The sequence below is a fragment of the Eggerthia catenaformis OT 569 = DSM 20559 genome (assembly GCF_000340375.1).
Lineage (GTDB): Bacteria > Bacillota_I > Bacilli_A > Erysipelotrichales > Coprobacillaceae > Eggerthia > Eggerthia catenaformis.
Genome location: NZ_KB446646.1, coordinates 111,874 through 136,165, shown reverse-complemented (window position 1 = coordinate 136,165; position 24,292 = coordinate 111,874). Strand labels below are relative to the sequence as shown.

Sequence of the window (24,292 nt, the reverse complement as noted above, 5' to 3'; positions counted from 1 at the left end):
AACATGAAAAATTTTGAGTATTGTACACCAACAAAATTAATTTTTGGTCAGGGAGTAGTAGAAAAACTTCCTGAAGTTATGAACAAGTATGGAAAAAAAGTGCTTTTGACCTATGGTAGTGGAAGCATTAAAAAGATTGGTCTTTATGACAAAGTAAAGGAACTTCTTAAGGATTTTGAAATCGTGGAGCTTTCAGGAATTCAGCCAAACCCGAAATATGATCCAAGTGTACTTGAAGGTGTGAAACTATGCAAGGAAAATGACGTTGATGTCATTCTTTCCGTAGGTGGAGGAAGTGTACTGGATTGTTCTAAAGCTATTGCAGCCGGTGCAAAGTACGCCGGTGATCCTTGGGATTTGATTTCTTACAAGGTGAAAGCACAGACAGCACTTCCGATTGTGGATATTATCACACTTGCAGCAACCGGTAGTGAGTATGATCCGGGCGGAGTTATTTCAAGAACTGAAACCAATGACAAAATCGGATATGTAGATCCGCTTCTTTATCCGGCTGTATCATTCCTTGATCCTACCTATACCTTTACAGTTTCAAAAAAACAAACAGCGGCAGGATGCGCTGATGCCATGAATCACATAATGGAGCAATATTTCTGTGAGGATTCCACACTTCTTAATGATAGTTTCATGGAAGGTGCTTTAAAGAGTCTTATGATAAATACTAAGAAGTGTCTGGAGAATCCTGAAGATTATACAGCTAGGGCAGAGATGATGCTTTGCTGTACATACGGATGTAACAGAATTTATTCTCTTGGTAACAGCCAGTCAGGGTGGCCTTGCCATGGAATGGAGCATGCTCTTTCAGCTTACTATGATATTACTCACGGTGAGGGACTTGCAATTATCACTCCAAGATGGATGAAGCATATATTAAGTGAAAAAACAGTAGAGCGTTTTGTAAAATATGGCATAAATGTATTTGGAATAGACTCAAATCAAAATAAGTTTGACATTGCAAATCAAGCAATTGATGCTACATATAAGTTCTTTGAATCAATTAATATTCCTATGCATTTGCAGGAAGTGGGAATTGATGAGAGCCGTATTGATGAGATGGCTCATCATGTAGCAAAAAACGAAGGTCTTGAAAATGCATGGGCTCCACTTCTTGAGAAAGATATTGCTGACATTTTCAGAGCGTCACTATAAAGATGGGAAAGTGAGGTAAAAAGAGAAATGATGAAAACAGGGAATCTTAATCTTACAACAGAATGGGATAAGGTTTATCCCCGAAATGAAAAAGTAGATCATAAAAAAGTGACATTTGTAAATCACTTTGGCATTACACTTGCGGCAGATATGTTCATACCAAAGGATGCTATTGAAAAGTTACCTGCTACTGCTGTTTCAGGACCTTTTGGGGCGGTGAAGGAACAATCTTTCGGTCTTTATGCTCAGGAAATGGCAACAAGAGGTTTCTTAACTATCGCTTTTGATCTTTTGATTCATGGAGAAAAAGCACATTCCTGTTATATGTCAAAGGATGCTTATGAGGACATGACAAAAGACAGCAAGTACACAACTAATAAAGAACTTCTGATTATTCCGGGAGCCAGTCATACAGATCTGTATGATCAGATGAATATAATTCCATTTGATAAAATACAGAGTTTCTTTGAAGAATATTTGAAATAAATTAGGAGGTTAATTATGGAAAAGAAGATAGTTCAGACAGCAGGCAGAGATATGCTGGGAAAATTTGCACCGGAGTTTGCACATTTTAATGATGATGTGCTTTTCGGGGAAAATTGGAATAACGAAGATATTGATGTAAAAACAAGATGTATGATTACAGTTACAGCCATCATGGCACAGGGGCTTGTGGGAGATGCATTAAAGCATCATATCATGAATGCCAAGAATCATGGTGTGACACAGAAAGAAATAGCTGCACTCATTACACATGTAGCTTTTTATGCAGGCTGGCCTAAGGCGTGGGCTGTATTTAATCTTGCTAAGGAAGTATATGGAGAAGGTGGTGAAGACAAATGATCTACAGTAATAAAGAAGATTTTGATAATGCAAATATGTTTGGGCAGGGAGCTCCTAACGATGGTTTTGCTCAGTATTTCGTGGGAAACAGTTTTCTTAATCCGCTCACTGACTCTAAAAATGGTCAGTTCCCACTTGTCAATGTAACTTTTGAACCCGGATGTTATAACAATTGGCATATTCATCATGCAGAAAAAGGTGGTGGACAGGTTCTTATCTGTACTGCCGGTGAAGGCTGGTATCAAGAAGAAGGAAAGGCAGCACAGGAACTGAAAGAAGGTACAGTTATTGTGATTCCTCCAAATGTAAAGCATTGGCATGGTGCTAAGAAGAACAGCTGGTTTTCTCACATCTCATTAGCAGTTCCGGGAGAGAACACAAGCAATGAATGGTTTGAGGCGATATCTGATGAGGAATATAACGAACTATAAAAGAACCAAAAGTCTAGCATTATATGGTGACTTCGGCAGAACAAGCAAGTACAATAGAAACATTACATACTAATGGAAACGAAGATATTGCGGAATCAGAAGTGAAAACAATGACTCACAAGAAGGAACAAATAAGATGAGTAAACTTATTATAGAAGTAAATGGCTGCAACCTTGTAGCCACATTGACTGATAACAGTTCAGTAGCTGCATTAAAGAAGCTTCTTGCCGATGGATCGGTTACTATAGATATGCACGACTTTTCAAATTTTGAAAAAGTCGGAGATTTTCCTACAGAACTTCCCACAAATGACGAGCAAATTGATACAGACTATGGCGACCTGATTTTATATCTGGGTAAAAGATTTGTAATCTATTATGACAAGAACTCTTGGAATTTTACAAAGCTCGGGCATATCGATAATATTACACAAAATGAACTGAAAAGTATTCTTGGAGACGGAGATGTAACAGCTAATCTGTCTCTGGAAAAATAAGAAGAGAAAGGAACAACAAATGGAATATTTTACACTTAACAACGGAAACAAGATGCCTATGGCAGGTATCGGCGTATTTATGCTTTCACCTGAGGAAGCAGAGAAATCAGTTGAATCGGCACTTAGAGGCGGTGTACGACTCGTTGATACAGCTAACGCTTACATGAATGAAACTGCAACCGGACGCAGCATCAAGAAAAGTGGTGTTGCAAGAGAGGATATTTATCTCGTATCAAAGCTCTGGCCAACAGTTTATGAAAAAGATACAGCTGTTGATGAGATGCTTGCTCGTCTTGATACCGATTATGTAGATCTTTTATTCCTTCACCAGCCAACCGATAATTGGCGTGAAGGCTATAAGAACATTGAAAAGGCTGTAAAAACCGGAAAAGCAAAAGCAATCGGTCTTTCAAATTTTTCTCAGGAACTGATTCAGGAAGCTATTGATACTATGGAAATCAAGCCTCAAGTTGTGCAGGTAGAAGCACATCCTTATTTTCCGCAGACAGAACTTAAGAAGAAACTTGCTGAAACGAAGATGGGACTTATGGCATGGTATCCGCTTGGACATGGAGATAAGAATCTTGTAAATGAGCCGGTATTTACAGAACTTGCAAAGAAGTATGGAAAGAGTAATGCACAGATAATTCTTCGCTGGCATGTACAAAGTGGTAACGTGGTAATTCCGGGTTCAAAGAATCCTGACCATATCAAAGATAACTTTGATATTTTTGATTTCGTATTAACAGATGATGATATGGCAGCTATTGCAAAGGTAAATAAAAATACACCTTATTATGTTGCGACACCAGAAGCCCTTGCAAGATATGCGGCAATGGAACTTGGAGAAGACAAATAAGAACGGGAGGACTTTCTAATGGGCAGAGTAAATTTTGGTGCAAAACCACTCATGTACCCACAGCCGGTACTAATTATCGGAACTTATGATGAGAATGATGTTCCTAATGCCATGAATGCTGCATGGGGCATCACAACTGATTTTAAGGAGATCACCATCAGTCTTTCAGACCATAAAACAACAGATAACCTGAAGGTCAAAAAAGCCTTTACTATCAGTATGGCTACAGAAGACCAAGTAATTCCTTGCGATTATGTAGGTATAGAATCCGGAAGGAAAATACCTGATAAGTTTACAAAAGCAGGCTTTCACGCTACAAAGAGCGAATTTGTGGATGCACCACTTATTGATGAGCTTCCTCTTGTTATGGAATGCAAGGTAAAGAGCTTTGAAAATGGAATCCTTATTGGAGAAATTGTGAATATCTCAGCAGATGAGAGTGTGGTTACAGATGGAGTTGTAGATATTACAAAAGTAAAGCCAATCAGCTTTGATCCTTTCGGAAACACCTACTTTGGTGTAGGAGCAAAGGTCGGTAATGCTTTTAAGGACGGTATGGCATTGAAGTAAATAAACAACAACCCCTCATTTTATGAGGGGTTGTATATAACTGAACAGAGAAGCCAGACAGATTATCAGATACGATTAATGAATATCTAATATCATGATAATTATATAACAGAATAGTACATGTATCTGTCTAAAACATGGCAGGTACTTTTTTTACTTTGATATGTATATACTAACTATAACCATAAAAAAGAAATCTATAATGTTGAAAGCATAGAATTTGAAGTAGAACGTGCCGACAAAAACGATACCGATACTGTACACCATAAGATATCGTATCATGATTATATAAAAAGCTATTCATTTAGAGGTATCCACTACACATATGGAAAAGAGAAAAATATTACATCACCATCCAAACTACAAGAATGCATATCGGCAGTAAAAGATACCCTAAAAATCATCAAAGACACCTACAAAACTTATACCATGAGAAAAAAGAAAACCGACTATATTCTCAATTTATAGACCTATGAAATCAGACTAAAATATGGTATAATTATATCAATTATTTGAAGAAATTATTGAAGATTATAGTGATTCTTTTACTTCTAATAATATTTTTTATATATCTAAAAAATAAACCGGCAGTACCTAAAAATTATCAATCGACCACTAAAACGGGTGGCAAGATTGAGAAGAAATATATAACAAAATGAAAGTATGAAGTTATCAAAAAAAGAAGAAGAAACACTCTTGGATTTTGGAAAATTTTTGATTTATTATCCCAAATAATTAGAGGCAAAAAACAAAATTATCCTGTTATTGTCATTGGAACTGAAAAAAATTTATGGAATGCTTTTAGTACTGAAATGAGCCTACATTATATGCATAAAAATGCAAAAATTGGAAACAAAAAAAGTGTATTTTATCAAAAAGTTGATTTTGATAATGCCGGTATCGTCGGTCACTCTCAAGGTGGTGGAGATGATTGGGTAATTACAAAAAACAAGTAGAGGAAATATATAAAGAGATTCCAAATAAAAAGCTTTTATAGGAATTAACCCTGAAATTTTAGTGAATTCATTTTATACAAACCAAAAAATTGACCTAAAAAAATAGTATATATTTAGTTATATAAATCTAAATTTGTAGAGGTGCTAAGATGGAAAATTGTGTTTATATTATTTCCGGACCACCGGGTGTTGGGAAAAGTAGTGTTAGTGAAGAACTGGCTTATTCTTTTGATAAAAGTGCTGTTATAGAAGGAGACAGCATTTATTTAATGATTAAAAGTGGATTGGTAGCACCATGGGAAGATGATGGCTACTATATGGATTTGTTTTGGGATAATGTTATTAGTATTACCAATAATTTACTTGCTAGAGATATGACAGTAATAATTAACTATGTGCTGTTTGAAGAACAAATTAAAAAAATGAAAGAGTTCCTAAAAACGAAACAAGTAAACCTAAAATACTGCGTTTTGCTAGCAGAGGAACAAACGCTTAAAGAACGAGATTTGTCTAGAAAAGAAATAGAAAGAACCGGTGAGTTATCAATTACATCAAGAAATGAGTTTCTATCTAGAAATATGAACAAAAATCATTTACTTTATACGGATAATTTAGATATTGAAGAAATTGTAAATATAATAAAATTTTCAAATAGATTCTTTGTTTAAGAAGTACAATATAAATTTTGAATTACGATAAATGTTTCCTGAAAATATGGAAAGATTTAAAATAGGAGCACAAAATCCTTTTAAAGAAGATTATAAAAAGAAGAAACAGCATTAAAAGATGATTACAGTTTTGATAAACTTAAAACATGGTTGGATCATAATTTGTAAATCCAAGTTTGTCTCACTCAAACAATGAAATATAAGCTATAACATAGCAATTCACAGAACAGTAAATTAAATCGGTTTACTGTTTTTTCTTGCTCAAATGTCAAAGCTCTATCTCTCCATATTCTTTCTTATTAATTATAAATCAAAAGGATAAACATCATGTTCATCCTTTAAATAACGCATGTCCTATTCTTACCATTGTACTTCCTTCTTCTAAAGCTATCTTATAATCCTGACTCATACCCATTGATAACTTAGAAAGATGAAGATGATATTTCTGATTAATGCTTTCTAATAATTCTCTTGTTTCCTTAAAATAAATTCTTGTTTGTGATGGTTCTATATCAGGAGCCATCATCATAAGACCCTCTAAAACAATATGCTGTTTATTCATAATATAAGATATTACATCATCCATTTCTTCTTTCTTAAAACCATGCTTACTTTCTTCTTGTGCAATATTTACCTGTATTAATACATGTATTTTTAAATCATGCTTAGATGCTTGTTTTTCTACTTCATCAATTAATGAATAAGAAGAAATACTATGAATCAGATCAACTTTATCAATAATATATTTAACTTTATTACTTTGCAATGTACCAATAAAATGCCAGTGTGCATGACCTTTATATTCTTTCCGTTTTTTCAAGAAATCCTGTACTCTATTTTCTCCAAATATTGTTACACCATTCTCTTCTAAGACAGATAACTGATCCGCATCAGTATATTTTGTAGCAGCAATTAAAACAGCCGGTTTAACATCTTCTACAATCTTTCTGGTTTTCTTTGGATCACACTTCATATGATAATTCATATTTTTCATCCTTTCTTGCTTTTTCTAAAGCTATTACCAACTCTTTTATTGTAGTTTCAAAATCTACTCCATACCATGGCTTATGAGGATTCTTAAGTGTTTCATTAATAGTATAAGCTGTATAAAGAGAAGCCAGCTTAAAAGCATCATAAAAACTTAATCCATTCATTAAAGCTCCGATAGAAACACTTGAAAAAATATCTCCTGTTCCATGATAAGAAACATCAATATATTTATTCTCAAACCAAAAATAATCTTTAGTTTCTCTATCATATCCCATAAAGCCGGTCATCCCCTGATGTAAAGAAACACCTGTTATAACAGATTTCTTAGCTCCCAGATAACTTAATCGAATCAATAACTCTTTAATATACTTCTTATCATATTCTTCTTTATACTCCGTATGAGTTAAAAAACATGCTTCTGTAATATTAGGAACAATCACATCAGCTAATGCACATAATTCAGTATTCTTTTTAACATATTCCTGATTAAATCCGGGATACAATTGACCATTATCAGCCATTACAGGATCAACAAAAATAATATTATCTCTCTTCTTAAAATCTTTAAAAAGATCCTTAACCAGCTCAATCTGATCAATTGTTCCAAGATAACCGGTATATAAAGCATCAAATACAATACCTTCTTTTTTCCAATGATCAGTAATCGGCTTAATCTGAGAAGATAAATCTTTAAACGTAAAATCTTTAAACATTGTATGAGTAGATAATAATGCAGTTGGTAAAATAGCTGTTTCTACTCCCATTGCTGAAATAAGCGGAAGTGCTACAGTTAATGAGCATTTACCTAAACATGAAATATCTTGTACTGTTAATATTCTTTTCATAATAATACCTTCTTTACATTTTATTTATAATCATTATACTTTTTATTGACCCGATTAATAGTGTCAATTTTAAATATTTTTATATAACCAGGAGACTTTATGCTTACTTATACTTTTAACAATCAAGATACACTTACTAATCAACTTTATCATTTTATCAAAGAAGATATTCTTAATTCACTATTAAAGCCTCACACTCAGCTGCCTTCTAAAAGATCACTCGCAAAGCAATTAAATATCAGTACTATTACTGTTGAAAATGCTTATATGCAATTATTAAGTGAAGGTTTTATATACTCTAAAAACAGAATAGGATACTTTATCAGCGAATTAGATCTTCCTGACAAACATAATCACCCTATTCCTTTATTTCACTTAGACAAAAATGATAATACCTATTTATATGACCTTTCTTCTAATCGTACTAATTCCGATAATTTTCCTTTTTCATCATGGGCTAAAATAACTAGAAAAGTTCTTAATAATTATAAAGATCAATTAATGATTCCAGGCAATATTCAAGGCAGTCAAATATTAAGAGAAGCTATCAGAGATCATTTAAGAGACTATAGAGATATTCATGTTTCAAGTGATCAAATTATTATTGGATCAGGAACTGAATATCTCTATAGTCTGCTTATACAATTATTTGGATATGATCATATTTATGGACTTGAAGCACCGGGATATACAAAGATTCAGTCATTATATGAATCACATCATATTCATTATGAACAAATTTCTTTAGATAAAAATGGCTTAGACTTAAAACAGATTCACCGGACTACTATTCTTCATGTAACACCTTCCCATCATTTCCCTACCGGTATTACTATGCCTATTAAAAGGCGTTATGAGTTAATTAAATGGGCAGGACAAAAGAATCATTATATTATTGAAGATGATTACGATAGTGAATTTAGAATGAACGGGAAACCATTAGCCTCTCTATTTAGTTTAGATAATAACGAAAAAACAATCTATATGAATACTTTTACTAAATCACTCACAAGTACTATTCGTATATCTTATATGATTCTTCCTCCTTCTCTTGCTTCATCATTTTTTCATAAACTCTCTTTTTATACTTGCCCTGTTTCTCATTTCGATCAATATACTTTAGCTTTATTTATAAAAGAAGGATATTTTGAAAAGCATATTAATAGAATGCGTAATATCTATAGACATAAAAGAGATTTTCTTTTTAAATGTATAGCACAGAGTCCTTTATCTAAGATTGCTCATATAAAAGAAGAAAACGCCGGTCTGCATTTTCTTCTCGAACTGGATATTGAAATAGATGATCATACTCTCATAAAAAGAGCACACCATTTCAATATCAATATTCAAAGTCTGAGTCATTATGGAGCAAAGACTCAACATGTTTTTATTATTAATTATTCTTCCTTAAAAGAAGAAATTATTCCTTCATGTCTAGAAAAACTTTATCAAATATGTATGAATAACAGCTAATCATTATGTTTAAATTTCTTAATAATAATATGGATCAGAACAGTCACTATTACATAGACAACCCAAAACAGAATAATATTTTTATTAGTAAAAAATGATAATAGACTGAGAGGTTTATTATTCCCTATCGGAATAACACACATAAAGAATATCTGACTAAATAAGACAACTAATGCATCTAAAAGTACCCGTAATTTCTTATTCATAAATATATTGTGATACCTTCCTTTCTATCGGTTTTTATTTATCTACAACCGATTATACTTAGCAATATTATTTATACAACTCATAAGCTCAAGGGAATCAGCTCCTAATTAGATTTAACTAACTTAATTTTATTATGATACAATATTAATTACAATATTTGTAAAATTAGATTTATATTAAAAAAAGACAGAATCATTAATTGATTCTGTCTTTAATGCTTTAGCGTACGCCGCCTCCGCCGCCACCGGAGAAGCCTCCACCTCCACCGCCAAACGAAGAAAATCCTCCGCCGCCTGATGAAGCAGATCCACTATTGGCAGTACGATAAGCACGATCACTGGACATAACTGCATTATAAATGAATGCTCTGGAAATAATTGATGACTGATAATAATCATAATTCATCTGTTCATATTCAGGACAAACAATTTTCAGCTGATCTTGTACTCTATCGGCAATACCTAATATACTAGCAAACATCAGATATTCATCCCATAGATGAACTTCAATAGCTTCTTTTTCTTTCATATTATTCTCATCTATTAAGAATAAATATAATCCGTAAACATGCTCTAAATCTTCTTTTACATACATATCATAAACATAGTTTGTATAATTTATTTTACGTATTCCTTTTTTCTCTTTTGATCGTGTTACCTTTAAAAGATGATTTGTTCTTAACTTCTCTTTTGTTTCAGATATAATTCTGCTAAAAAAGCTACGAACTTTTGTATAATTGTTTTTAGCCCATTTTTCAAATTCCTTAGTTTCTAAAATATGATTTGATCCTGATGCCTGAATAAAATAATTTTTAAGTGTATTTTCAAGGTTATCATCAGTAGGAAAATTTTTTGTAAAGTCAATAGTATAAGTATCATGCTTAAAGATAAAACCTTCTTTTTCACCCTTTTCAAAGTGAACATAACCATTTCTAATCCACTTTAACAGATAGGCCGATAAAATACCTGATTTATTACTATCATTGATTAATCCTGCCATATCCGCTAAATAATAGAAATAAAATAAATCTTTAGTAGGAAGATCTCTAAAAGGATGAACACTTTCTTTATCAAAAGTACTTCCATCAGTAAATACTTCTTTTACTTTTATTGAAGAAAAGAAACCGAATTTACTGATAATTGAAATCAGCAAAGCAATAATCGGCAGAATAAGAGCAAGATAGATATAATTTAAAAATGAATCATTATCTTTTTTATCATAAGATGATCCTTTTTTTGCCTCATCAGATACTTTTTCGAATTCTTTATACTTATATGTTTTATCAGTCTGAGTATAATGTCCCTCATCTAAACGAGCTAATAATTGTACTTTGCTTATTTTTCCAGTGGTAGTCATATGAATATGACCGTTATCTAAATAATCACATCTTCCCTCATAACCATAACCCCATATTTTAGAGTTCTTATTATTAATAGAAGTAGAAGCATGAATATCAACTGTGACCTTACCAACATTTAAAGACATATTACCCATAAAAGCATAATTAATACCTTGATAATCTTTATATTGATTAATAAAGTTTGAAATAGAATATTTCATCGTATAGACTTTATGTCCATATTCCCCTATTCCAAAACATAATTCATAGCCTCCGCTAATTGTATGAATACCGCTTTTATTAGCCTTATCAGCTTTATTAGCATTCGTATTCCAGTTTCCAATATTAGTATACTGATGCCCTGATTCAGAAACTGATAAAAGTGTCAGTTTTTTCTGATACATATTCTTAAATGTTTTATAAACTTCTGTTCCCCTATAAACATGCATATCCCATACTTCTGTAAAAACAGCACTGCCATCATCATTGATCGTACAATCTATTGTAATAGAAGAGATATGAGTGTCAGCAGCACTGATTGGTGTGATACAAAAGATAGCTACAAGAATGACTGTAGCTATACTCAATAATTTCTTCATTAGAAGCTGACCTTTGGTGCCTGCTTGCTTTCCTGTTCTGCTTCAAAAAATGGTAAAGCATTAAAATTAAACAAAGAAGCAATCAGACTAGACGGGAACATTTCAATCATATTCTTATATTTAGCTACATCGTCATTATAAAACTGTCTTGCATAAGCAATCTTATTTTCTGTTTCTGAAAGTTCAGACTGTAACCGCATAAAATTCTGATTGGCTTTTAACTCAGGATATGACTCCGCTAAAACCATCAGTCTTGAAAGTGCCTGTGTCAATTCTCCTGCTGAAGCCATCTGCTGGTCAATAGTAGAAGATGTTACATACTTATTTCTTGCCTGAATAACCTTTTCTAAAGTTTCTTCCTCATGCTTAGCATAACCTTTTACCGTTTCAACAACATTTGGAATCAAATCAGCTCTTCTTGTCAGCTGAACATCAATCTGTGCCCATGCCGCTTTTGCTTTATTTCTTAATTTAACTAATCCATTATAAGTAGATACTGCCCATAATAATATTAAAGCAATTACTGCTACTATAATAATCCATACCATAGTTCTTACCTCCTTGATACACCATTATTATATCAAGTTTTATTATGAATATACAATTATTTTTATAGATTAGCCAAAGAATACTATACTTCGCTTTTCTTCCCATAAAAAATACCTCCAAGTAGATAATCTAATTTTAGTTAATTAGACTGTCTACTTTGGAAGTATCATATCAATATCAATCTGTCTTTATGCTTACTATAGCCGAGCAATATCAATTAAGGATGTTTTTCCTTTTCTTCTTAATTCCAGAGAATTAATTAATGCCTGAGCCGTATCTAATGATGTATAGATAGGAATTCCTGCTTCTACTGCAAATCTTCTAATCATAAAGCCATCCTTCAGATTGTTATTTCTTGTAGGAATATCAATTACCAGATCTACTGTATCTGTTAACATTAGATCAAATAATGTATTATGCTTTTCATTAATTCTATTAACCAGCTGGCATGGTACTCCATGATCAATAAGAAACTGATAGGTTCCTTTGGTACCATAGAGATCATAACCAAAGTCATGATATTGTTTTGCGATTGGAAGAAATTCATTTTTTGAAGACTCTTTGATTGTACAGATAATATTTTTTTTCTTAGGAAGATCAATACCTGTTCCAATAAATGCTTTATACATTGCTTCATCAAAGTCTTTAGAGATTCCTAATACTTCTCCTGTTGATTTCATTTCCGGTCCTAAACTTATTTCAGCTCCGGTAATCTTTTCAAACGAGAATACCGGCATTTTAATTGCGATTGTTTCTTTTTCCGGAACAATCCCATAATCATATCCCTGATCTTTAATAGACTGTCCCATAATGACCTTAGTTGCCACTTTAACAAGAGGAATACCGGTTACTTTAGAAATATAAGGAATTGTACGTGATGATCTTGGATTAACCTCAATAACATATACCTGATCTTCATAGACAATAAACTGAATATTAATAAGTCCTCTAACATGTAATGCATCAGCTAATCTTTTTGTATATTCAACAATTATATCTTTCATTTCTTGTTTAATCTTTTGTGGAGGATAAACGGAGATAGAATCTCCCGAGTGAACACCGGCTCTTTCTACATGTTCCATAATACCGGGGATTAAAACACCATATTCATCACATATTGCATCTACTTCACATTCTTTACCCGATAGATACTTATCTATTAAAATTGGATGTTCCTGAAACTGTTCATTAATATGACCGATAAATTTCTTTACATCTCCATCATTTAAGGCTATTTCCATACCTGCTCCACCTAATACATAAGATGGTCTGACCAAAACCGGATAGCCCAGTTCATTCGCTGCTTCTAAAGCTTCTTCAACAGTAAAGACTGTTTGTCCCTGCGGTCTGTCAATACCGCATTTTTCTAATATTTCATCAAATCTTTCTCTATCTTCAGCGGCATCTACATCATCAGCAGATGTTCCCAGAATCTTAACTCCCATTTCCATTAATGCCTGTGTCAGCTTAATAGCAGTCTGTCCGCCAAACTGAACAATAGCACCATCAGGCTGTTCTAAATCTACAATTTCTCTGACATCTTCATCTGTCAGCGGTTCAAAATATAATCTATCTGCAATATCAAAATCTGTTGATACAGTTTCAGGATTATTATTCACAATAATTGTTTCATATCCAATCTCTTTTAATGCCCAGACACAATGAACTGAACAGAAATCAAATTCAATACCTTGCCCTATTCTAATTGGTCCTGATCCTAAGACCATGACCTTTTTACGATTATGAGATGGCTGTATTTCATGTTCACCGCCAAAGATTGAATAGAAATAAGGTGTATCTGCATCAAATTCAGCAGCACATGTATCAACAGTCTTAAAAGCTGCTGTAATCTTATTTTCTAATCTTAATTGTCTAATTCTATCTGATTTCATTCCTGATAGCTCTGAGATTACTGAATCAGGAAATTCTCTTTTCTTTGCTTCTTTTAATAATTCTATTGTAAGAGGTTGGGATCTTAACCTTTCTTCTATCTGAACAAGATATCTTATCTTATCTATAAACCATATATCTATCTTTGTAATTTCATGAATCTCTTGAATAGATATACCTTTTCTTAATGATTCAGCTATCACAAATAACCTTTGATCATCTATATCTTTTAATTTCTTTCTTAGATAAAGAGTATCCTTATCCTTTAATGATTCTAGATTTAAATAATAAACATTCTGTTCTAATGAACGTAATGCTTTCATTAAAGCTCCTTCAAAGTTATCACAGATAGACATTACTTCTCCGGTTGCTTTCATTTGTGTTCCCAATGTTCTTGAAGCATCATAGAATTTATCAAATGGCCATTTTGGTATCTTACATACAATATAATCTAATGCCGGTTCAAATGAAGCATAAGTTTTTCCTGTAACAGCATTAACTATTTCATCCAATGTATAACCTAAAGCTATTTTAGCAGCCAGTTTAGCAATAGGATATCCTGTTGCCTTAGAAGCTAAAGCGGAAGAACGTGATACTCTGGGATTGACTTCAATCACACAGTATTCAAAACTATAAGGATTTAATGCAAACTGGACATTACATCCCCCTTTTATATTTAAAGCAGTAATAATATTCAATGCTGAGCTTCTTAACATCTGATATTCTCGATCACCCAATGTCTGTGATGGTGCAACAACAACACTATCTCCGGTATGAACACCTACCGGATCTACATTCTCCATATTACATACTGTAATACAATTCCCTTCACCATCTCTCATAACTTCATATTCTATCTCTTTCCATCCGGCAATACTCTTTTCAATTAAGCATTGAGAAACTCTTGAAAGCCTTAGTCCATTGGAACAAATATCATGAAGCTCTTTTTCATTAGAAGCAATGCCTCCTCCTGTTCCTCCTAAAGTATAGGCCGGTCTCACAACGACCGGATAACCTATTTCTTTAGCATATATTAAAGCATCTTCTACTTCATTCACGATGGTACTTGGAGCTATCGGTTCCTTGATTTTCTCCATTAATTCTTTAAATAATTCCCGATCTTCCGCTTCTTTAATTGTATTTGTATCAGTTCCAATCGTTTGTACATGATGTGCTTCTAAGAAGCCTTCATCAGCCAATGCCATCGCAATATTTAAAGCATTCTGTCCACCCAATGTAGGTAAAATAGAATCCGGTTTTTCTACTTCAATCAAATGTTTTACAGTTGGTATTGTGAGCGGTTCAATATAAACATGATCAGCAATATCTTTATCTGTCATGATAGTAGCCGGATTGGAATTAATTAACACAACTTCTATTCCTTCTTCTTTTAAAGCACGACATGCCTGTGTTCCCGCATAATCAAATTCTGCTGCCTGTCCAATAATAATAGGACCAGAACCAATGACTAATACTTTTTTAATATCTTCTCTTCTAGGCATTTTTATTTCCTCCTATCATTTTAATGAATTCATCAAATAAATAAGCTGTATCATGCGGTCCGGCACTTGCTTCAGGATGAAACTGGACACTCTTAATTCTTTTGTTAAGATAATCCATTCCTTCTATTGTTCCATCATTTACATTTATAAACCATGGTTTTGCGATATTCTTATCAATCGTATGATCTTTAATCACATAATTATGATTCTGAGTAGAAATATAAACTCTTCCTGTATTTAAGTCCTTAACCGGATGATTAGCTCCATGATGTCCAAATTTAAGCTTTTCTGTTTCAAACCCATGAGCTAATGCTAACATCTGGTGTCCTAAACAAATCGCAAAAATAGGAATATCTGTTTGTGATAATATCTTTATTTCTTCAATAATCTCTATATTCTCTGATGGATCTCCGGGGCCATTAGAAAGCATAATACCATCATAATGATCATTAATAATAGTCTTTGCTTTAGTAGAAGCCGGTAAAACGGTAACTTCACATCCTCTTTTTGCAAGTTCTTTAGCAATATTTCTTTTTGCTCCAAAATCTAATAAAGCCACTCTTATATTTCCATTCCCTATCTTATAGCTGGTATCACAGGTACATCTTTCAACAGTTCCTGTTACTTTAAAAGCTTTGATTTTATCTAAAACTTCATGAACCTGATATTTATGTGTTGTAATCATCCCATTCATACAGCCATGCATTCTAATAATCTTAGTAATAGCTCTGGTATCTACACCTTGAATACCGGGAATATTATTTTCTATCATATAATCATTAAGACTCATATGCATTCTAAAGTTTGATCCTATTCTTGATAGTTCATGAATCACAAATCCTTCTACAAAAGGATGATTAGATTCCTGATCCTTATAAGATACACCATAGTTTCCTATTAATGGATATGTCATCACAACACTCTGACCGGCATAAGAAGGATCAGTTAATACTTCTGTATAGCCTGTCATAGATGTATTAAAAACAAATTCACTGATAATTTCCTTATCTGATCCAAAGCTTTCTCCTTCAAATACATGACCATCTTCTAAAATCAAATATGCTTTCATCATTTAACCTCTTTTCTTTTAAAAAAAAGACATATCAATATACGATGATATGTCTTAAATAGAAATATAAAAATGAGAATAAAACACCTGAAGATATATAGGATTGTCTTTCTTATTTTTTCTATATACTAAAGTCATTCCTCTCACTCCTTCTGTAGTAGTATATAACGAAAAATTTTGTATTTCAAGGACTATTTCAAAAATAAAAACAATCAAAAAAGTATATCATAACTGATATACTTTTTTTAATATCAAGAATCCTTCTTCTTAAAAAGAGAGAAGAATCCTCTTTTAATAACCTGTAAAAATGTCAGTGATTTACGTAATTTTTCTGAAGGGATATATTGATTGACAGCTCTTAAAGTTTTTTTATTATCCTTCGTTGAAAAAGAGAAATTTCCATTACTCTTTGTAAAGATAGAAAACCTGCTGATCCATTTTCCACCTATCATTACAGAGGCGGCAATATAATCAACCTCATCCCAAGGTATTTGAATATAATCCGATACATTACGATCATTATAAAATTCAAATGCTGTATTTCCTATCATGACCTTACCATAGCTGGCCAATCCGAAATAGGATGTTGCATCAATTGTTAAATCAACCCTTGAATTGAGTGAACGAACCATATCATTTCTCCCTGATATTTATTACATAAGATGTGCTAATCTAGCTAAGATACCGACAACGAACAGACAAACAATAATAACAATTGGCGATACCTTTTTCTTTAATAACTGACAAATCAATAAAGTTAACAATACAGCAGCCAGACCCGGAATCAATGAATCCAAGTTTTCCTGAAGAGTTGTGATCTTTACTTTATCTAAGCCGTTAGCACCGAGACTGTTATACTGGATTAATGCTTCTTTAATACCTCTTGCTCCTGATGCAAGCTTGCCCCAGTCAATATATGCTCCCGGAGATTGTGTAACCTTTGAAACAATAGGTGTAAAGTTAATACTTACCCAGCGCTGTACTAAGCTGCCAATCACAAACATACCAAGAATAGAGGCCCCCTGAGTGATTTTACCAAGCAATCCTCCGGATAAGTCTTTAGTAATCTCTGTTCCCAGTTTATAACCAAATTCCTGTGTATACCAGATAAACCCAAATCTTAATATATTCCATACTACAAAGAATAATAAAGGTCCGATAATACTGCCACCTAAAGCTAATGATGCCCCTAATGCTCCTAAAATAGGACGAGCCGTAAACCAGAATACAGGATCTCCAACCCCGGCAAGAGGTCCCATCATACCGACTTTTACCCCTTGGATTGTTGCATTATCGACTTCAACACCATTGGCTCTTTCTTCTTCTAAAGCCAGTGTAACACCCATAACAGGTGCAGAAACATATGGATGTGTATTATAGAACTCCAAATGTCTTTTTAATGCAGCAATCCTATCTTCTTTATTACTATATAACTTCTTGATTGCAGGAATAATAGAATAACACCAACCGCCATTTTGCATACGCTCATAGTTCCAAGAACCTTGAAGGTACTGATGTCTAACTGCAACCGCAAATCTATCTTTCTTTGTGAGCTTTATTTTTTCAGTCATTTTCTTTACCTCCGATCCTAATAATCATTCAGAATATCACCTAACGGATCTCCTGATCCGGAATTACCGCCTGATGAACCTGACTTCTCTTTTAATCCAAGATAAATGAGTGCTAAGCTTAAACCGATTAAACCTAAAGCAATAAGTGTTAACTGACTGATTGCTGCTAAACAGAAACCGATAATGAAGAATGGCCATACCTCTTTTGTTGCCATCATATTAATAACCATCGCATAACCGACAGCAGCAACCATACCGCCGCCAACAACCATACCGCCTGATAACCATGCCGGCATAGCATTTAAAGCATTGGTAACTGCTTCCGGAGGAACAATACACAAAGCCAGTGCCGGAATCGCAATACGAATACCCTGTAATCCAATCGCTAGAATATGCCAGAGTTCAACACCTTTAATATTGCCTTTTTCAGCTTCTGCATCCATAAAATGAACCATCGGAATAGCAATTGTACGACAAATCATAGTTAAGAATAAACCGGCTACTGATAAAGGGATAGCAACTGCAATTGATGTATTAATAGCAGTTGTAACATTTGTTGTTCCACCCTTTAAGCCTAATACCAGAATGATTGCTGAAGCTACAGAAGCTAATGCCGCATCGGGTGCAACTGCCGCCCCAACATTAGCCCAGCCAAGAGCCATCATTTGAAGAGCACCGCCAAGAACAATTCCTTCTTGCAAGTGTCCTGTAACTAAACCAATTAATGTACATGCAACTAATGGCTGATGGAACTGCCATTGATCCAAAATACCTTCCATACCAGCCAAAAATGCAACGATAACAATCATTATTATTGTAATTATTGACATAATATCTCCTTTACTTTAATTCCGCTTTTGCTTTTTTTAATATTGACTGAATATCTTCCGGACTATCAGATGGTACTTTTCTGACATCAATCTTAACACCTAAAGAAATCAGCTTTTCTAATGCATCAACATCTTCTTTTCCTAAAGAAACGGCTTTTGTGATTGCAACCTTCCCGTTGCTGTGAGCAACAGAACCTAGATTCAGCTCTTTAATCTTAATACCGCCTTCAATAGCTTCTAAAGCATCCTGTGGATTTTCAAACAAAAGCATCGCTTTAGTATTCCCAAACCGTGGATCCTGATCCACCTTAAGCATCTTAGAAATAGGAACAACGTTTGCTTTAACACCCGGCGGTGCAGCTTGCTCAATCATTGTTTTTCTAAGACTATCTTTTGATACAGCATCCGATACAGCAATAATACGTGTCGGACTCACTGCTTTTGTCCATGCAGTAGCAACCTGACCATGAAGCAGTCTTGTATCAATTCTAGCAAGTACATACTTGATCTTGCCATCACCAAGTACTGTTCCTTCAGGAATAGCTCCCTGATGAATTGGCATCTCAATCTTCCTTTCTTCAGCAATATCGAGACTTTCCGGCTTGATTTTTACACCTTCTCTAGCAGTCTTTAAGATATGTGCTGCAATATCGTGTGCTGAAGTCATAGATAAGCGTGAAGCATAACATTCAATCAGCATAGGTAAATTTAATCCGGCAACAATTGCCCATTTGTCTTCATGACCATCGATTAAAGCACTTGCCTGATTAAATGGTGTCCCACCCCATAAATCAATCAGAAATAATATTTCTTCCTGATCATCAAATGAAGCAATGGCTTCTTCCATCTTTGCCTTAATTGCTTCAGGACCTTCACTGGGCATTAATGTACATGCTTTAACATTTGCCTGATCACCAAAGATCATACTGCCTGACTGAAAGATACCTTCAGCAAACTTTCCATGACTCGCAATGATAATTCCTACCATTTTATCTCTCCCTTCCAAATTATTTAAGACTCTTGGTAGTCTTACTTAATATCATCATATCATTAATTCTAAGCGTTTTCAATTCATCTTAGAAAGGGAAAGAAATTTCATGGTTTTTTAGATATTATTACTTGATAATCTTTACCGGCACTAACATTATAAGTATTCATAAAATGTCCCTGATTAATATCTAAAGATAAAAAACCGCTGCTTCCGGGATAAAGAATAGCCTTTCCTTTAGAAACAAAACTAAAAGCTTTATGATACTTAACTTCTTCATCAAATAAAATACATTCATTATTCTTAATAACTATATTAACCTTATCACCAAAATCAAAGTCACAATTATCAAAATCCTTATTCTTAATGTTTAATTCAATACCGCCAAAATGCCTATTACCGGTCATTATAAATCCTGAAGTCTTATGCAATTCTAAAAAAGGACGAATACTATATTCTTCACACTCTGATAAATATTCTACAGGATATTCTTTACCCAGTTCTTCAAATGTAATCTGCTCATCTGCCAGTAATGCGGCAGCATTCGCAAATAAATCTCTGCCATCAAAAACAGATCCTTCATTTCTTAAACCATACTTCCAATCTATTATTCTTGATTGAGCAATATGTTTCTTCATATGTGTTAAAGATCCATTATCAGGAGAAAAAATATACTTGCCACTGTTCGTCAGACAAGCCAGCGGCAGTCTTTCACTGCCTACTCCCGGATCTACCACTGAAATAAAGATAGTCTGAGAAGGCCAGTAAGGAATGACTCGATGTAATGAAAGTGATGCTTCAAAGACATTAAATTTATCAATATCATGTGTTAAATCAATAATATCTAATGAATCATTGACACTTTTTATAATTCCTTTCATACTGGCTACTCCGCCCCATGTATTAGAAAAATCTGTCTGTAATACGATATTCATTTTTATCACCCTTTATATTGTAAGCCATACAAAGAAAAAATCCAACTCTTATAAGTCGGATTTTAAAATTTAATTATTCTTTACAAAAATATTTGAACAATAATAATGTACACTATACCCTTTAGACGGATAAAATTTCTTACTGTTCAGCTCCTTCATATTATCCTTAATTGAATATCTGGTAATCTTATAACCATCCTTTATATATGACAATCCATAAAAATAATCTCCTGTCCTTTCTATTCTGGCAAGATGATCCTTTAATTCATAAACTTTCTCTTCTTTAGTCTTGGTATGATAGAATGTTATTTTATTTCCCTCATAACGAGGTGCATCAGAATTAACCACTACCAGCCAATCTTTATAAAAAGATACATCTCCCACCTCAGATGCCTTAAGCTTAATAATATTATAATTCAATGTCTTTAAATCTAACTCTGCAATCAAATTATTATTATCATTATCATAAGTATTATAATTAAACTTTGATGAAATAGGCATATAAGCTTTATTTCCTATAACTATTAATCTTGTAATACCATGACCATATTTTGATAAATCCAGTTTCTTAATTAAATTTAATTCTGTATCATAAATATTTATTAATTGTTTTTCTGTCTTTTTTATAAGCCCATAAGGAACAATAATCTTATCATTAGCTTTTAAAACAGTAAGAGTAATAATATCATGAAAAGTTAATTCTTTTACTTTTTTATTATGATAGTCTGTTTGTGTGATATAAGTAATTGTATTATCATTACTTATCGTATAAGTATATTTCTCATTGACAGCAATACCTTGAAGATTTACCCTATTTACATCATAAGATTTAATTTGATGAGTATCCCTATCAACTTCTAATATCTTCTTTTCAATTCCTTCATCAGTTAATCCATTAGGAACAAAATAAACTTTTCTGCCTTGATAAGAAGGATTTTCAGCACTGGAAGAAGTTGTACTTGCTTTATAATGGTCTTTTCTGACAATATTCAAATTCTTATCAAGATAAAGAAATCTTGTTTTACGATCCAGAGTAGTCGTTTCAATAACACCTAATTCATAATCAATAGCTTCTTTCTTAGAAAATGAACAGCCTGAAGCCAGTACTAAAAGTATACATAATAATAGCTTACTCATTTAAAAACTCCTATAAAGTAATCTGAATTGTCGATTTTTTTCATGCTTTTCTCTCCTGAATTTTTAATTTATTAATTATAAATATAATTCTTATACCTTGCTTAAATACACCAAGGGAATCACAACTCCTTTCTAATATATTTTGTATTTCTAATTAAATTATATAATAATTTGATATACAAAGTAAATAAAAGACCGGTTTATTAAGAACCGGTCTTAGAAATCTCTTTGATAATATTAACATCTGATTCAATATACTGAATAGTAATATTATCTCCTTCCTTTAGAAAGGCTATAGTATCTTCATTAGAAGATGTAGCTTCAATCTTATATTTTTTATTGTTTGTATCAGTAAGATAAATCTTTGTTTTCTCATCTACATTTAAAATTCGTATGGTTTTAATTTTAATGGTTTCTTTTTTAGAAGAAGATGTGATTTCTTCTCCTGATAACGTTTTAATATAAGACTTTTGTAACTTAGAAAGATTACGATAGGTATCAGCCGAATAGACGACAACTCTTTGATAGTCTTTAGCATCTACCATGGCATACTGTTTGACTAATCCGCCATTATCTTTTAAAGATAACAGATAAACCGGATTGCCTGAAACATTCACTAATAATGGAAAAGTTGCTTTATAGCCATAATTCTTTACTTCCCCTTCAGCTGATTCCATAGCCGCCTTTTCATTGGCTCCTGAACAAGCAAATTTTAATGTCTTATGTGTTCTTAGGTTTGTAAGAACAAAACCCAGATTTGAAGAATCAGTATTTGCTGATGTAATACCTGAGTAGATCCATATATCTCCATCTTTTTCCAGATAATTATATCCATCAGAAGTATAAGTAACATTCTTTTGTGATAAGACTGAATTGAGATATCCTCTTTTTAATGATCCATTATCATCAATTTCTTTGATAACTAAATCTTCCGGATAGACTCTATCTACCCATTTAGGAAATTCTCCTTCTTTATATTTCTTAGAGTGTCCCGTAATAGGATCAAATAAAATCATTCCATTAACATATTTCTTTGTCCCTACACCGTAATATCCATAAGTTGTACATACATACCAGGGATGTCCTTCTTCATCTATTTCAAATGACGGTGAGCCAAATATTGTAGTGGGATAATCTAATTGAAGCTTTCTTTGTAAATTATGATTAAAATAAGCAGATGGTACATATTTCATACCTCCCAGTCCTAAATCTTTTAATTTAACAAGCTGTGCTTTTCCGTTGGTACTATTAACAAGAATATAACCGGGTATACCTTTAGACTGATTAGAGAAATACTTAATAAAATCAGGATATTCCAATGGTGTTACACGATATACACTATTCTTATAAGAAATCTGAGTATAAGCATCTGAAACTTCAAACTGAGAAACAAGCTCCGGTATTTCACCCATAACTTTATCTCCAAGCTTAATTGTACTCTTTCTATCTATAATCGGTGTTTTATTAAAGTCTACTTCTTTCAATGTATCTGAATTAAATTTAACTTCTTCAACTTTAATTCTTTGTGAATATAGCTTAGCATGGAATATTTTACTAGTAAAAAACATACCTCCTATCCCGCCGATAATAATGAGTCCTAAAACAATACCTAAAGTACTCTGTAATGTTCCTTTAACTTTCTCATGACCATTAAAAAAGATACTTATAAAGACCAATAATATTAATACAAAGATAAATAATATCGGTAAAAACTCCGGATCTTTTAAGTTAATCGCAGGATGATTAAAATAGTAATATCCGGCCATCAGTACAATTAATCCTATCGCAGTAAAAATTGATGTTTTTTTAGAAAGTCCAGGCTTAAATAAGCCATTTATATTTCCTTTAAAGCTTTTAAATATATTATTCATAGACTTACCCCCTTAATTTACTTTATCATATCTTTCTCAATCAGTGAATAAAAAGACTCTATGAAACTTTAACAAATAGATGACAGGATGTTTTGACTTTCATATTAAAATATCATACACTTCATAATAAAGGAGGGCTTTATATGATAGAAAGCTTGATAACTTACATCTTTGCATTATTTTTACGATATCTTCCTTATCTTTTATTTATCGGATTCTTCCTGTTTTCTCTAGAGTTTATTGTTTATGTTATTTATAGAATATATAAATGGCTTAGTCAAAAAGAATAGTATTGAAAAAGCATCTCAAAATGAGGTGCTTATTTAAACTGATTAGCTTGAGTATTGTATGTATAATCTACAGATAATGCCTTTAAAATCAATTCATCCCGATTAACATGGTAATCTTCACATAATGCATCTAAAGACTGGTAATGATCTCTTAATTGTGTATTTAAGAAACTCACTAATATGTGTGCATCACTTGGTAATTTCTTATCCATGGTTC

General features: G+C 32.8%; 24 protein-coding genes and 1 pseudogene. 10 read left to right on the top strand and 15 right to left on the bottom strand.

Features of this window, described 5'->3' with window-relative positions:
• Window positions 1-3: 3 nt before the first annotated feature.
• The 8 genes and pseudogenes from HMPREF9943_RS00720 to HMPREF9943_RS00685 all read left to right on the top strand — a co-directional run bounded on the left by HMPREF9943_RS00720 (window position 4) and on the right by HMPREF9943_RS00685 (window position 5,990).
• On the top strand, window positions 4-1,167 hold the full coding sequence (locus tag HMPREF9943_RS00720; RefSeq protein ID WP_004801152.1) for an iron-containing alcohol dehydrogenase: 1,164 nt from the start codon (window positions 4-6) through the stop codon (window positions 1,165-1,167).
• Between the two features lie 30 nt (window positions 1,168-1,197).
• A complete protein-coding gene (locus tag HMPREF9943_RS00715; protein ID WP_196793780.1) occupies window positions 1,198-1,653 on the top strand; it encodes an alpha/beta hydrolase in 456 nt (151 codons plus the stop codon).
• Window positions 1,654-1,668: 15 nt separating this feature from the next.
• Window positions 1,669-2,441, top strand: a pseudogene (locus HMPREF9943_RS10400) (carboxymuconolactone decarboxylase family protein).
• A gap of 136 nt (window positions 2,442-2,577) precedes the next feature.
• The gene (locus HMPREF9943_RS00700) at window positions 2,578-2,937 is read left to right on the top strand and encodes a cyclophilin-like fold protein (protein ID WP_004801148.1); all 360 of its coding nucleotides are present in this window, start codon (window positions 2,578-2,580) and stop codon (window positions 2,935-2,937) included.
• A gap of 19 nt (window positions 2,938-2,956) precedes the next feature.
• The gene (locus tag HMPREF9943_RS00695) at window positions 2,957-3,796 is read left to right on the top strand and encodes an aldo/keto reductase (protein WP_004801147.1); all 840 of its coding nucleotides are present in this window, start codon (window positions 2,957-2,959) and stop codon (window positions 3,794-3,796) included.
• An 18-nt stretch (window positions 3,797-3,814) separates the two neighbouring features.
• Complete coding sequence (locus HMPREF9943_RS00690; RefSeq protein WP_004801146.1) at window positions 3,815-4,366, top strand: flavin reductase family protein; 552 nt, start codon at window positions 3,815-3,817, stop codon at window positions 4,364-4,366.
• 827 nt (window positions 4,367-5,193) lie between these two features.
• Entirely contained in the window at window positions 5,194-5,322 is a 129-nt protein-coding gene (locus HMPREF9943_RS10330) for a hypothetical protein (protein WP_004801145.1), read from the top strand.
• A 149-nt stretch (window positions 5,323-5,471) separates the two neighbouring features.
• Entirely contained in the window at window positions 5,472-5,990 is a 519-nt protein-coding gene (locus tag HMPREF9943_RS00685) for an AAA family ATPase (RefSeq protein ID WP_004801144.1), read from the top strand.
• Between the two features lie 331 nt (window positions 5,991-6,321).
• On the opposite strand, the gene HMPREF9943_RS00680 is transcribed toward HMPREF9943_RS00685, so the two are convergent.
• Both HMPREF9943_RS00680 and HMPREF9943_RS00675 read right to left on the bottom strand, forming a co-directional pair.
• Complete coding sequence (locus HMPREF9943_RS00680) at window positions 6,322-6,975, bottom strand: YggS family pyridoxal phosphate-dependent enzyme (RefSeq protein WP_004801143.1); 654 nt, start codon at window positions 6,973-6,975, stop codon at window positions 6,322-6,324.
• On the bottom strand, window positions 6,953-7,825 hold the full coding sequence (locus HMPREF9943_RS00675; RefSeq protein ID WP_004801142.1) for a pyridoxamine kinase: 873 nt from the start codon (window positions 7,823-7,825) through the stop codon (window positions 6,953-6,955). Before HMPREF9943_RS00675 ends, HMPREF9943_RS00680 begins: the two co-directional genes overlap by 23 nt.
• Window positions 7,826-7,924: 99 nt before the next feature.
• Between HMPREF9943_RS00675 and pdxR the strand changes: the two genes are divergently transcribed.
• Window positions 7,925-9,298: a MocR-like pyridoxine biosynthesis transcription factor PdxR gene (pdxR, locus tag HMPREF9943_RS00670; RefSeq protein ID WP_004801141.1), complete on the top strand. Its 1,374-nt coding sequence runs from the start codon at window positions 7,925-7,927 to the stop codon at window positions 9,296-9,298.
• Here pdxR and HMPREF9943_RS00665 read toward each other — a convergent pair.
• From HMPREF9943_RS00665 to HMPREF9943_RS00610, 12 genes are all read right to left on the bottom strand, one after another.
• Window positions 9,295-9,504: a hypothetical protein gene (locus HMPREF9943_RS00665; protein ID WP_004801140.1), complete on the bottom strand. Its 210-nt coding sequence runs from the start codon at window positions 9,502-9,504 to the stop codon at window positions 9,295-9,297. The genes pdxR and HMPREF9943_RS00665 overlap by 4 nt on opposite strands.
• A 220-nt stretch (window positions 9,505-9,724) precedes the next feature.
• Window positions 9,725-11,443, bottom strand: coding sequence for a DUF2207 domain-containing protein (locus HMPREF9943_RS00660; RefSeq protein WP_004801139.1), 1,719 nt, complete (start codon window positions 11,441-11,443; stop codon window positions 9,725-9,727).
• Window positions 11,443-11,991, bottom strand: coding sequence for a LemA family protein (locus HMPREF9943_RS00655; protein ID WP_004801138.1), 549 nt, complete (start codon window positions 11,989-11,991; stop codon window positions 11,443-11,445). The genes HMPREF9943_RS00660 and HMPREF9943_RS00655 overlap by 1 nt, the downstream gene beginning before the upstream one ends.
• Window positions 11,992-12,189: 198 nt before the next feature.
• Entirely contained in the window at window positions 12,190-15,384 is a 3,195-nt protein-coding gene (gene carB, locus HMPREF9943_RS00650; protein WP_004801137.1) for a carbamoyl-phosphate synthase large subunit, read from the bottom strand.
• On the bottom strand, window positions 15,377-16,453 hold the full coding sequence (locus HMPREF9943_RS00645; protein WP_004801136.1) for a carbamoyl phosphate synthase small subunit: 1,077 nt from the start codon (window positions 16,451-16,453) through the stop codon (window positions 15,377-15,379). The genes carB and HMPREF9943_RS00645 overlap by 8 nt, the downstream gene beginning before the upstream one ends.
• A gap of 251 nt (window positions 16,454-16,704) precedes the next feature.
• Window positions 16,705-17,085 (bottom strand): DUF956 family protein, encoded by a 381-nt coding sequence (locus HMPREF9943_RS00640; protein WP_004801135.1) that lies wholly within the window; start codon window positions 17,083-17,085, stop codon window positions 16,705-16,707.
• A gap of 21 nt (window positions 17,086-17,106) precedes the next feature.
• Entirely contained in the window at window positions 17,107-18,024 is a 918-nt protein-coding gene (locus HMPREF9943_RS00635) for a PTS system mannose/fructose/sorbose family transporter subunit IID (RefSeq protein WP_004801134.1), read from the bottom strand.
• Window positions 18,025-18,041: 17 nt separating this feature from the next.
• Window positions 18,042-18,854, bottom strand: coding sequence for a PTS mannose/fructose/sorbose transporter subunit IIC (locus HMPREF9943_RS00630; RefSeq protein WP_004801133.1), 813 nt, complete (start codon window positions 18,852-18,854; stop codon window positions 18,042-18,044).
• A gap of 10 nt (window positions 18,855-18,864) precedes the next feature.
• Window positions 18,865-19,842 (bottom strand): mannose/fructose/sorbose PTS transporter subunit IIA, encoded by a 978-nt coding sequence (locus tag HMPREF9943_RS00625; protein ID WP_004801132.1) that lies wholly within the window; start codon window positions 19,840-19,842, stop codon window positions 18,865-18,867.
• A gap of 107 nt (window positions 19,843-19,949) precedes the next feature.
• Complete coding sequence (locus HMPREF9943_RS00620; protein WP_004801131.1) at window positions 19,950-20,777, bottom strand: SAM hydrolase/SAM-dependent halogenase family protein; 828 nt, start codon at window positions 20,775-20,777, stop codon at window positions 19,950-19,952.
• Between the two features lie 69 nt (window positions 20,778-20,846).
• Entirely contained in the window at window positions 20,847-21,914 is a 1,068-nt protein-coding gene (locus HMPREF9943_RS00615; RefSeq protein ID WP_004801130.1) for a hypothetical protein, read from the bottom strand.
• A gap of 203 nt (window positions 21,915-22,117) precedes the next feature.
• Complete coding sequence (locus tag HMPREF9943_RS00610; RefSeq protein ID WP_004801129.1) at window positions 22,118-23,785, bottom strand: hypothetical protein; 1,668 nt, start codon at window positions 23,783-23,785, stop codon at window positions 22,118-22,120.
• 143 nt (window positions 23,786-23,928) lie between these two features.
• Here HMPREF9943_RS00610 and HMPREF9943_RS10005 point away from each other — a divergent pair, with 143 nt between their 5' ends.
• Complete coding sequence (locus HMPREF9943_RS10005; RefSeq protein ID WP_154647513.1) at window positions 23,929-24,075, top strand: hypothetical protein; 147 nt, start codon at window positions 23,929-23,931, stop codon at window positions 24,073-24,075.
• A gap of 29 nt (window positions 24,076-24,104) precedes the next feature.
• Here the strand turns inward: HMPREF9943_RS10005 and HMPREF9943_RS00605 are convergent, their stop codons facing one another.
• Window positions 24,105-24,287, bottom strand: a complete 183-nt coding sequence (locus tag HMPREF9943_RS00605) for a DUF4250 domain-containing protein (RefSeq protein WP_004801128.1) — start codon at window positions 24,285-24,287, stop codon at window positions 24,105-24,107.
• Between the last annotated feature and the right edge of the window lie 5 nt (window positions 24,288-24,292).

What these genes read in the sequence shown, in the direction of transcription:
- HMPREF9943_RS00720 (WP_004801152.1), top strand. Translation starts at nt 4, where the DNA reads ATGAAAAATTTTGAGTATTGTACACCAACAAAATTAATTTTTGGTCAG.
- HMPREF9943_RS00715 (WP_196793780.1), top strand. Translation starts at nt 1,198, where the DNA reads ATGAAAACAGGGAATCTTAATCTTACAACAGAATGGGATAAGGTTTAT.
- HMPREF9943_RS00700 (WP_004801148.1), top strand. Translation starts at nt 2,578, where the DNA reads ATGAGTAAACTTATTATAGAAGTAAATGGCTGCAACCTTGTAGCCACA.
- HMPREF9943_RS00695 (WP_004801147.1), top strand. Translation starts at nt 2,957, where the DNA reads ATGGAATATTTTACACTTAACAACGGAAACAAGATGCCTATGGCAGGT.
- HMPREF9943_RS00690 (WP_004801146.1), top strand. Translation starts at nt 3,815, where the DNA reads ATGGGCAGAGTAAATTTTGGTGCAAAACCACTCATGTACCCACAGCCG.
- HMPREF9943_RS10330 (WP_004801145.1), top strand. Translation starts at nt 5,194, where the DNA reads ATGCATAAAAATGCAAAAATTGGAAACAAAAAAAGTGTATTTTATCAA.
- HMPREF9943_RS00685 (WP_004801144.1), top strand. Translation starts at nt 5,472, where the DNA reads ATGGAAAATTGTGTTTATATTATTTCCGGACCACCGGGTGTTGGGAAA.
- HMPREF9943_RS00680 (WP_004801143.1), bottom strand. Translation starts at nt 6,975, where the DNA reads ATGAATTATCATATGAAGTGTGATCCAAAGAAAACCAGAAAGATTGTA.
- HMPREF9943_RS00675 (WP_004801142.1), bottom strand. Translation starts at nt 7,825, where the DNA reads ATGAAAAGAATATTAACAGTACAAGATATTTCATGTTTAGGTAAATGC.
- pdxR (WP_004801141.1), top strand. Translation starts at nt 7,925, where the DNA reads ATGCTTACTTATACTTTTAACAATCAAGATACACTTACTAATCAACTT.
- HMPREF9943_RS00665 (WP_004801140.1), bottom strand. Translation starts at nt 9,504, where the DNA reads ATGAATAAGAAATTACGGGTACTTTTAGATGCATTAGTTGTCTTATTT.
- HMPREF9943_RS00660 (WP_004801139.1), bottom strand. Translation starts at nt 11,443, where the DNA reads ATGAAGAAATTATTGAGTATAGCTACAGTCATTCTTGTAGCTATCTTT.
- HMPREF9943_RS00655 (WP_004801138.1), bottom strand. Translation starts at nt 11,991, where the DNA reads ATGGTATGGATTATTATAGTAGCAGTAATTGCTTTAATATTATTATGG.
- carB (WP_004801137.1), bottom strand. Translation starts at nt 15,384, where the DNA reads ATGCCTAGAAGAGAAGATATTAAAAAAGTATTAGTCATTGGTTCTGGT.
- HMPREF9943_RS00645 (WP_004801136.1), bottom strand. Translation starts at nt 16,453, where the DNA reads ATGAAAGCATATTTGATTTTAGAAGATGGTCATGTATTTGAAGGAGAA.
- HMPREF9943_RS00640 (WP_004801135.1), bottom strand. Translation starts at nt 17,085, where the DNA reads ATGGTTCGTTCACTCAATTCAAGGGTTGATTTAACAATTGATGCAACA.
- HMPREF9943_RS00635 (WP_004801134.1), bottom strand. Translation starts at nt 18,024, where the DNA reads ATGACTGAAAAAATAAAGCTCACAAAGAAAGATAGATTTGCGGTTGCA.
- HMPREF9943_RS00630 (WP_004801133.1), bottom strand. Translation starts at nt 18,854, where the DNA reads ATGTCAATAATTACAATAATAATGATTGTTATCGTTGCATTTTTGGCT.
- HMPREF9943_RS00625 (WP_004801132.1), bottom strand. Translation starts at nt 19,842, where the DNA reads ATGGTAGGAATTATCATTGCGAGTCATGGAAAGTTTGCTGAAGGTATC.
- HMPREF9943_RS00620 (WP_004801131.1), bottom strand. Translation starts at nt 20,777, where the DNA reads ATGAATATCGTATTACAGACAGATTTTTCTAATACATGGGGCGGAGTA.
- HMPREF9943_RS00615 (WP_004801130.1), bottom strand. Translation starts at nt 21,914, where the DNA reads ATGAGTAAGCTATTATTATGTATACTTTTAGTACTGGCTTCAGGCTGT.
- HMPREF9943_RS00610 (WP_004801129.1), bottom strand. Translation starts at nt 23,785, where the DNA reads ATGAATAATATATTTAAAAGCTTTAAAGGAAATATAAATGGCTTATTT.
- HMPREF9943_RS10005 (WP_154647513.1), top strand. Translation starts at nt 23,929, where the DNA reads ATGATAGAAAGCTTGATAACTTACATCTTTGCATTATTTTTACGATAT.
- HMPREF9943_RS00605 (WP_004801128.1), bottom strand. Translation starts at nt 24,287, where the DNA reads ATGGATAAGAAATTACCAAGTGATGCACACATATTAGTGAGTTTCTTA.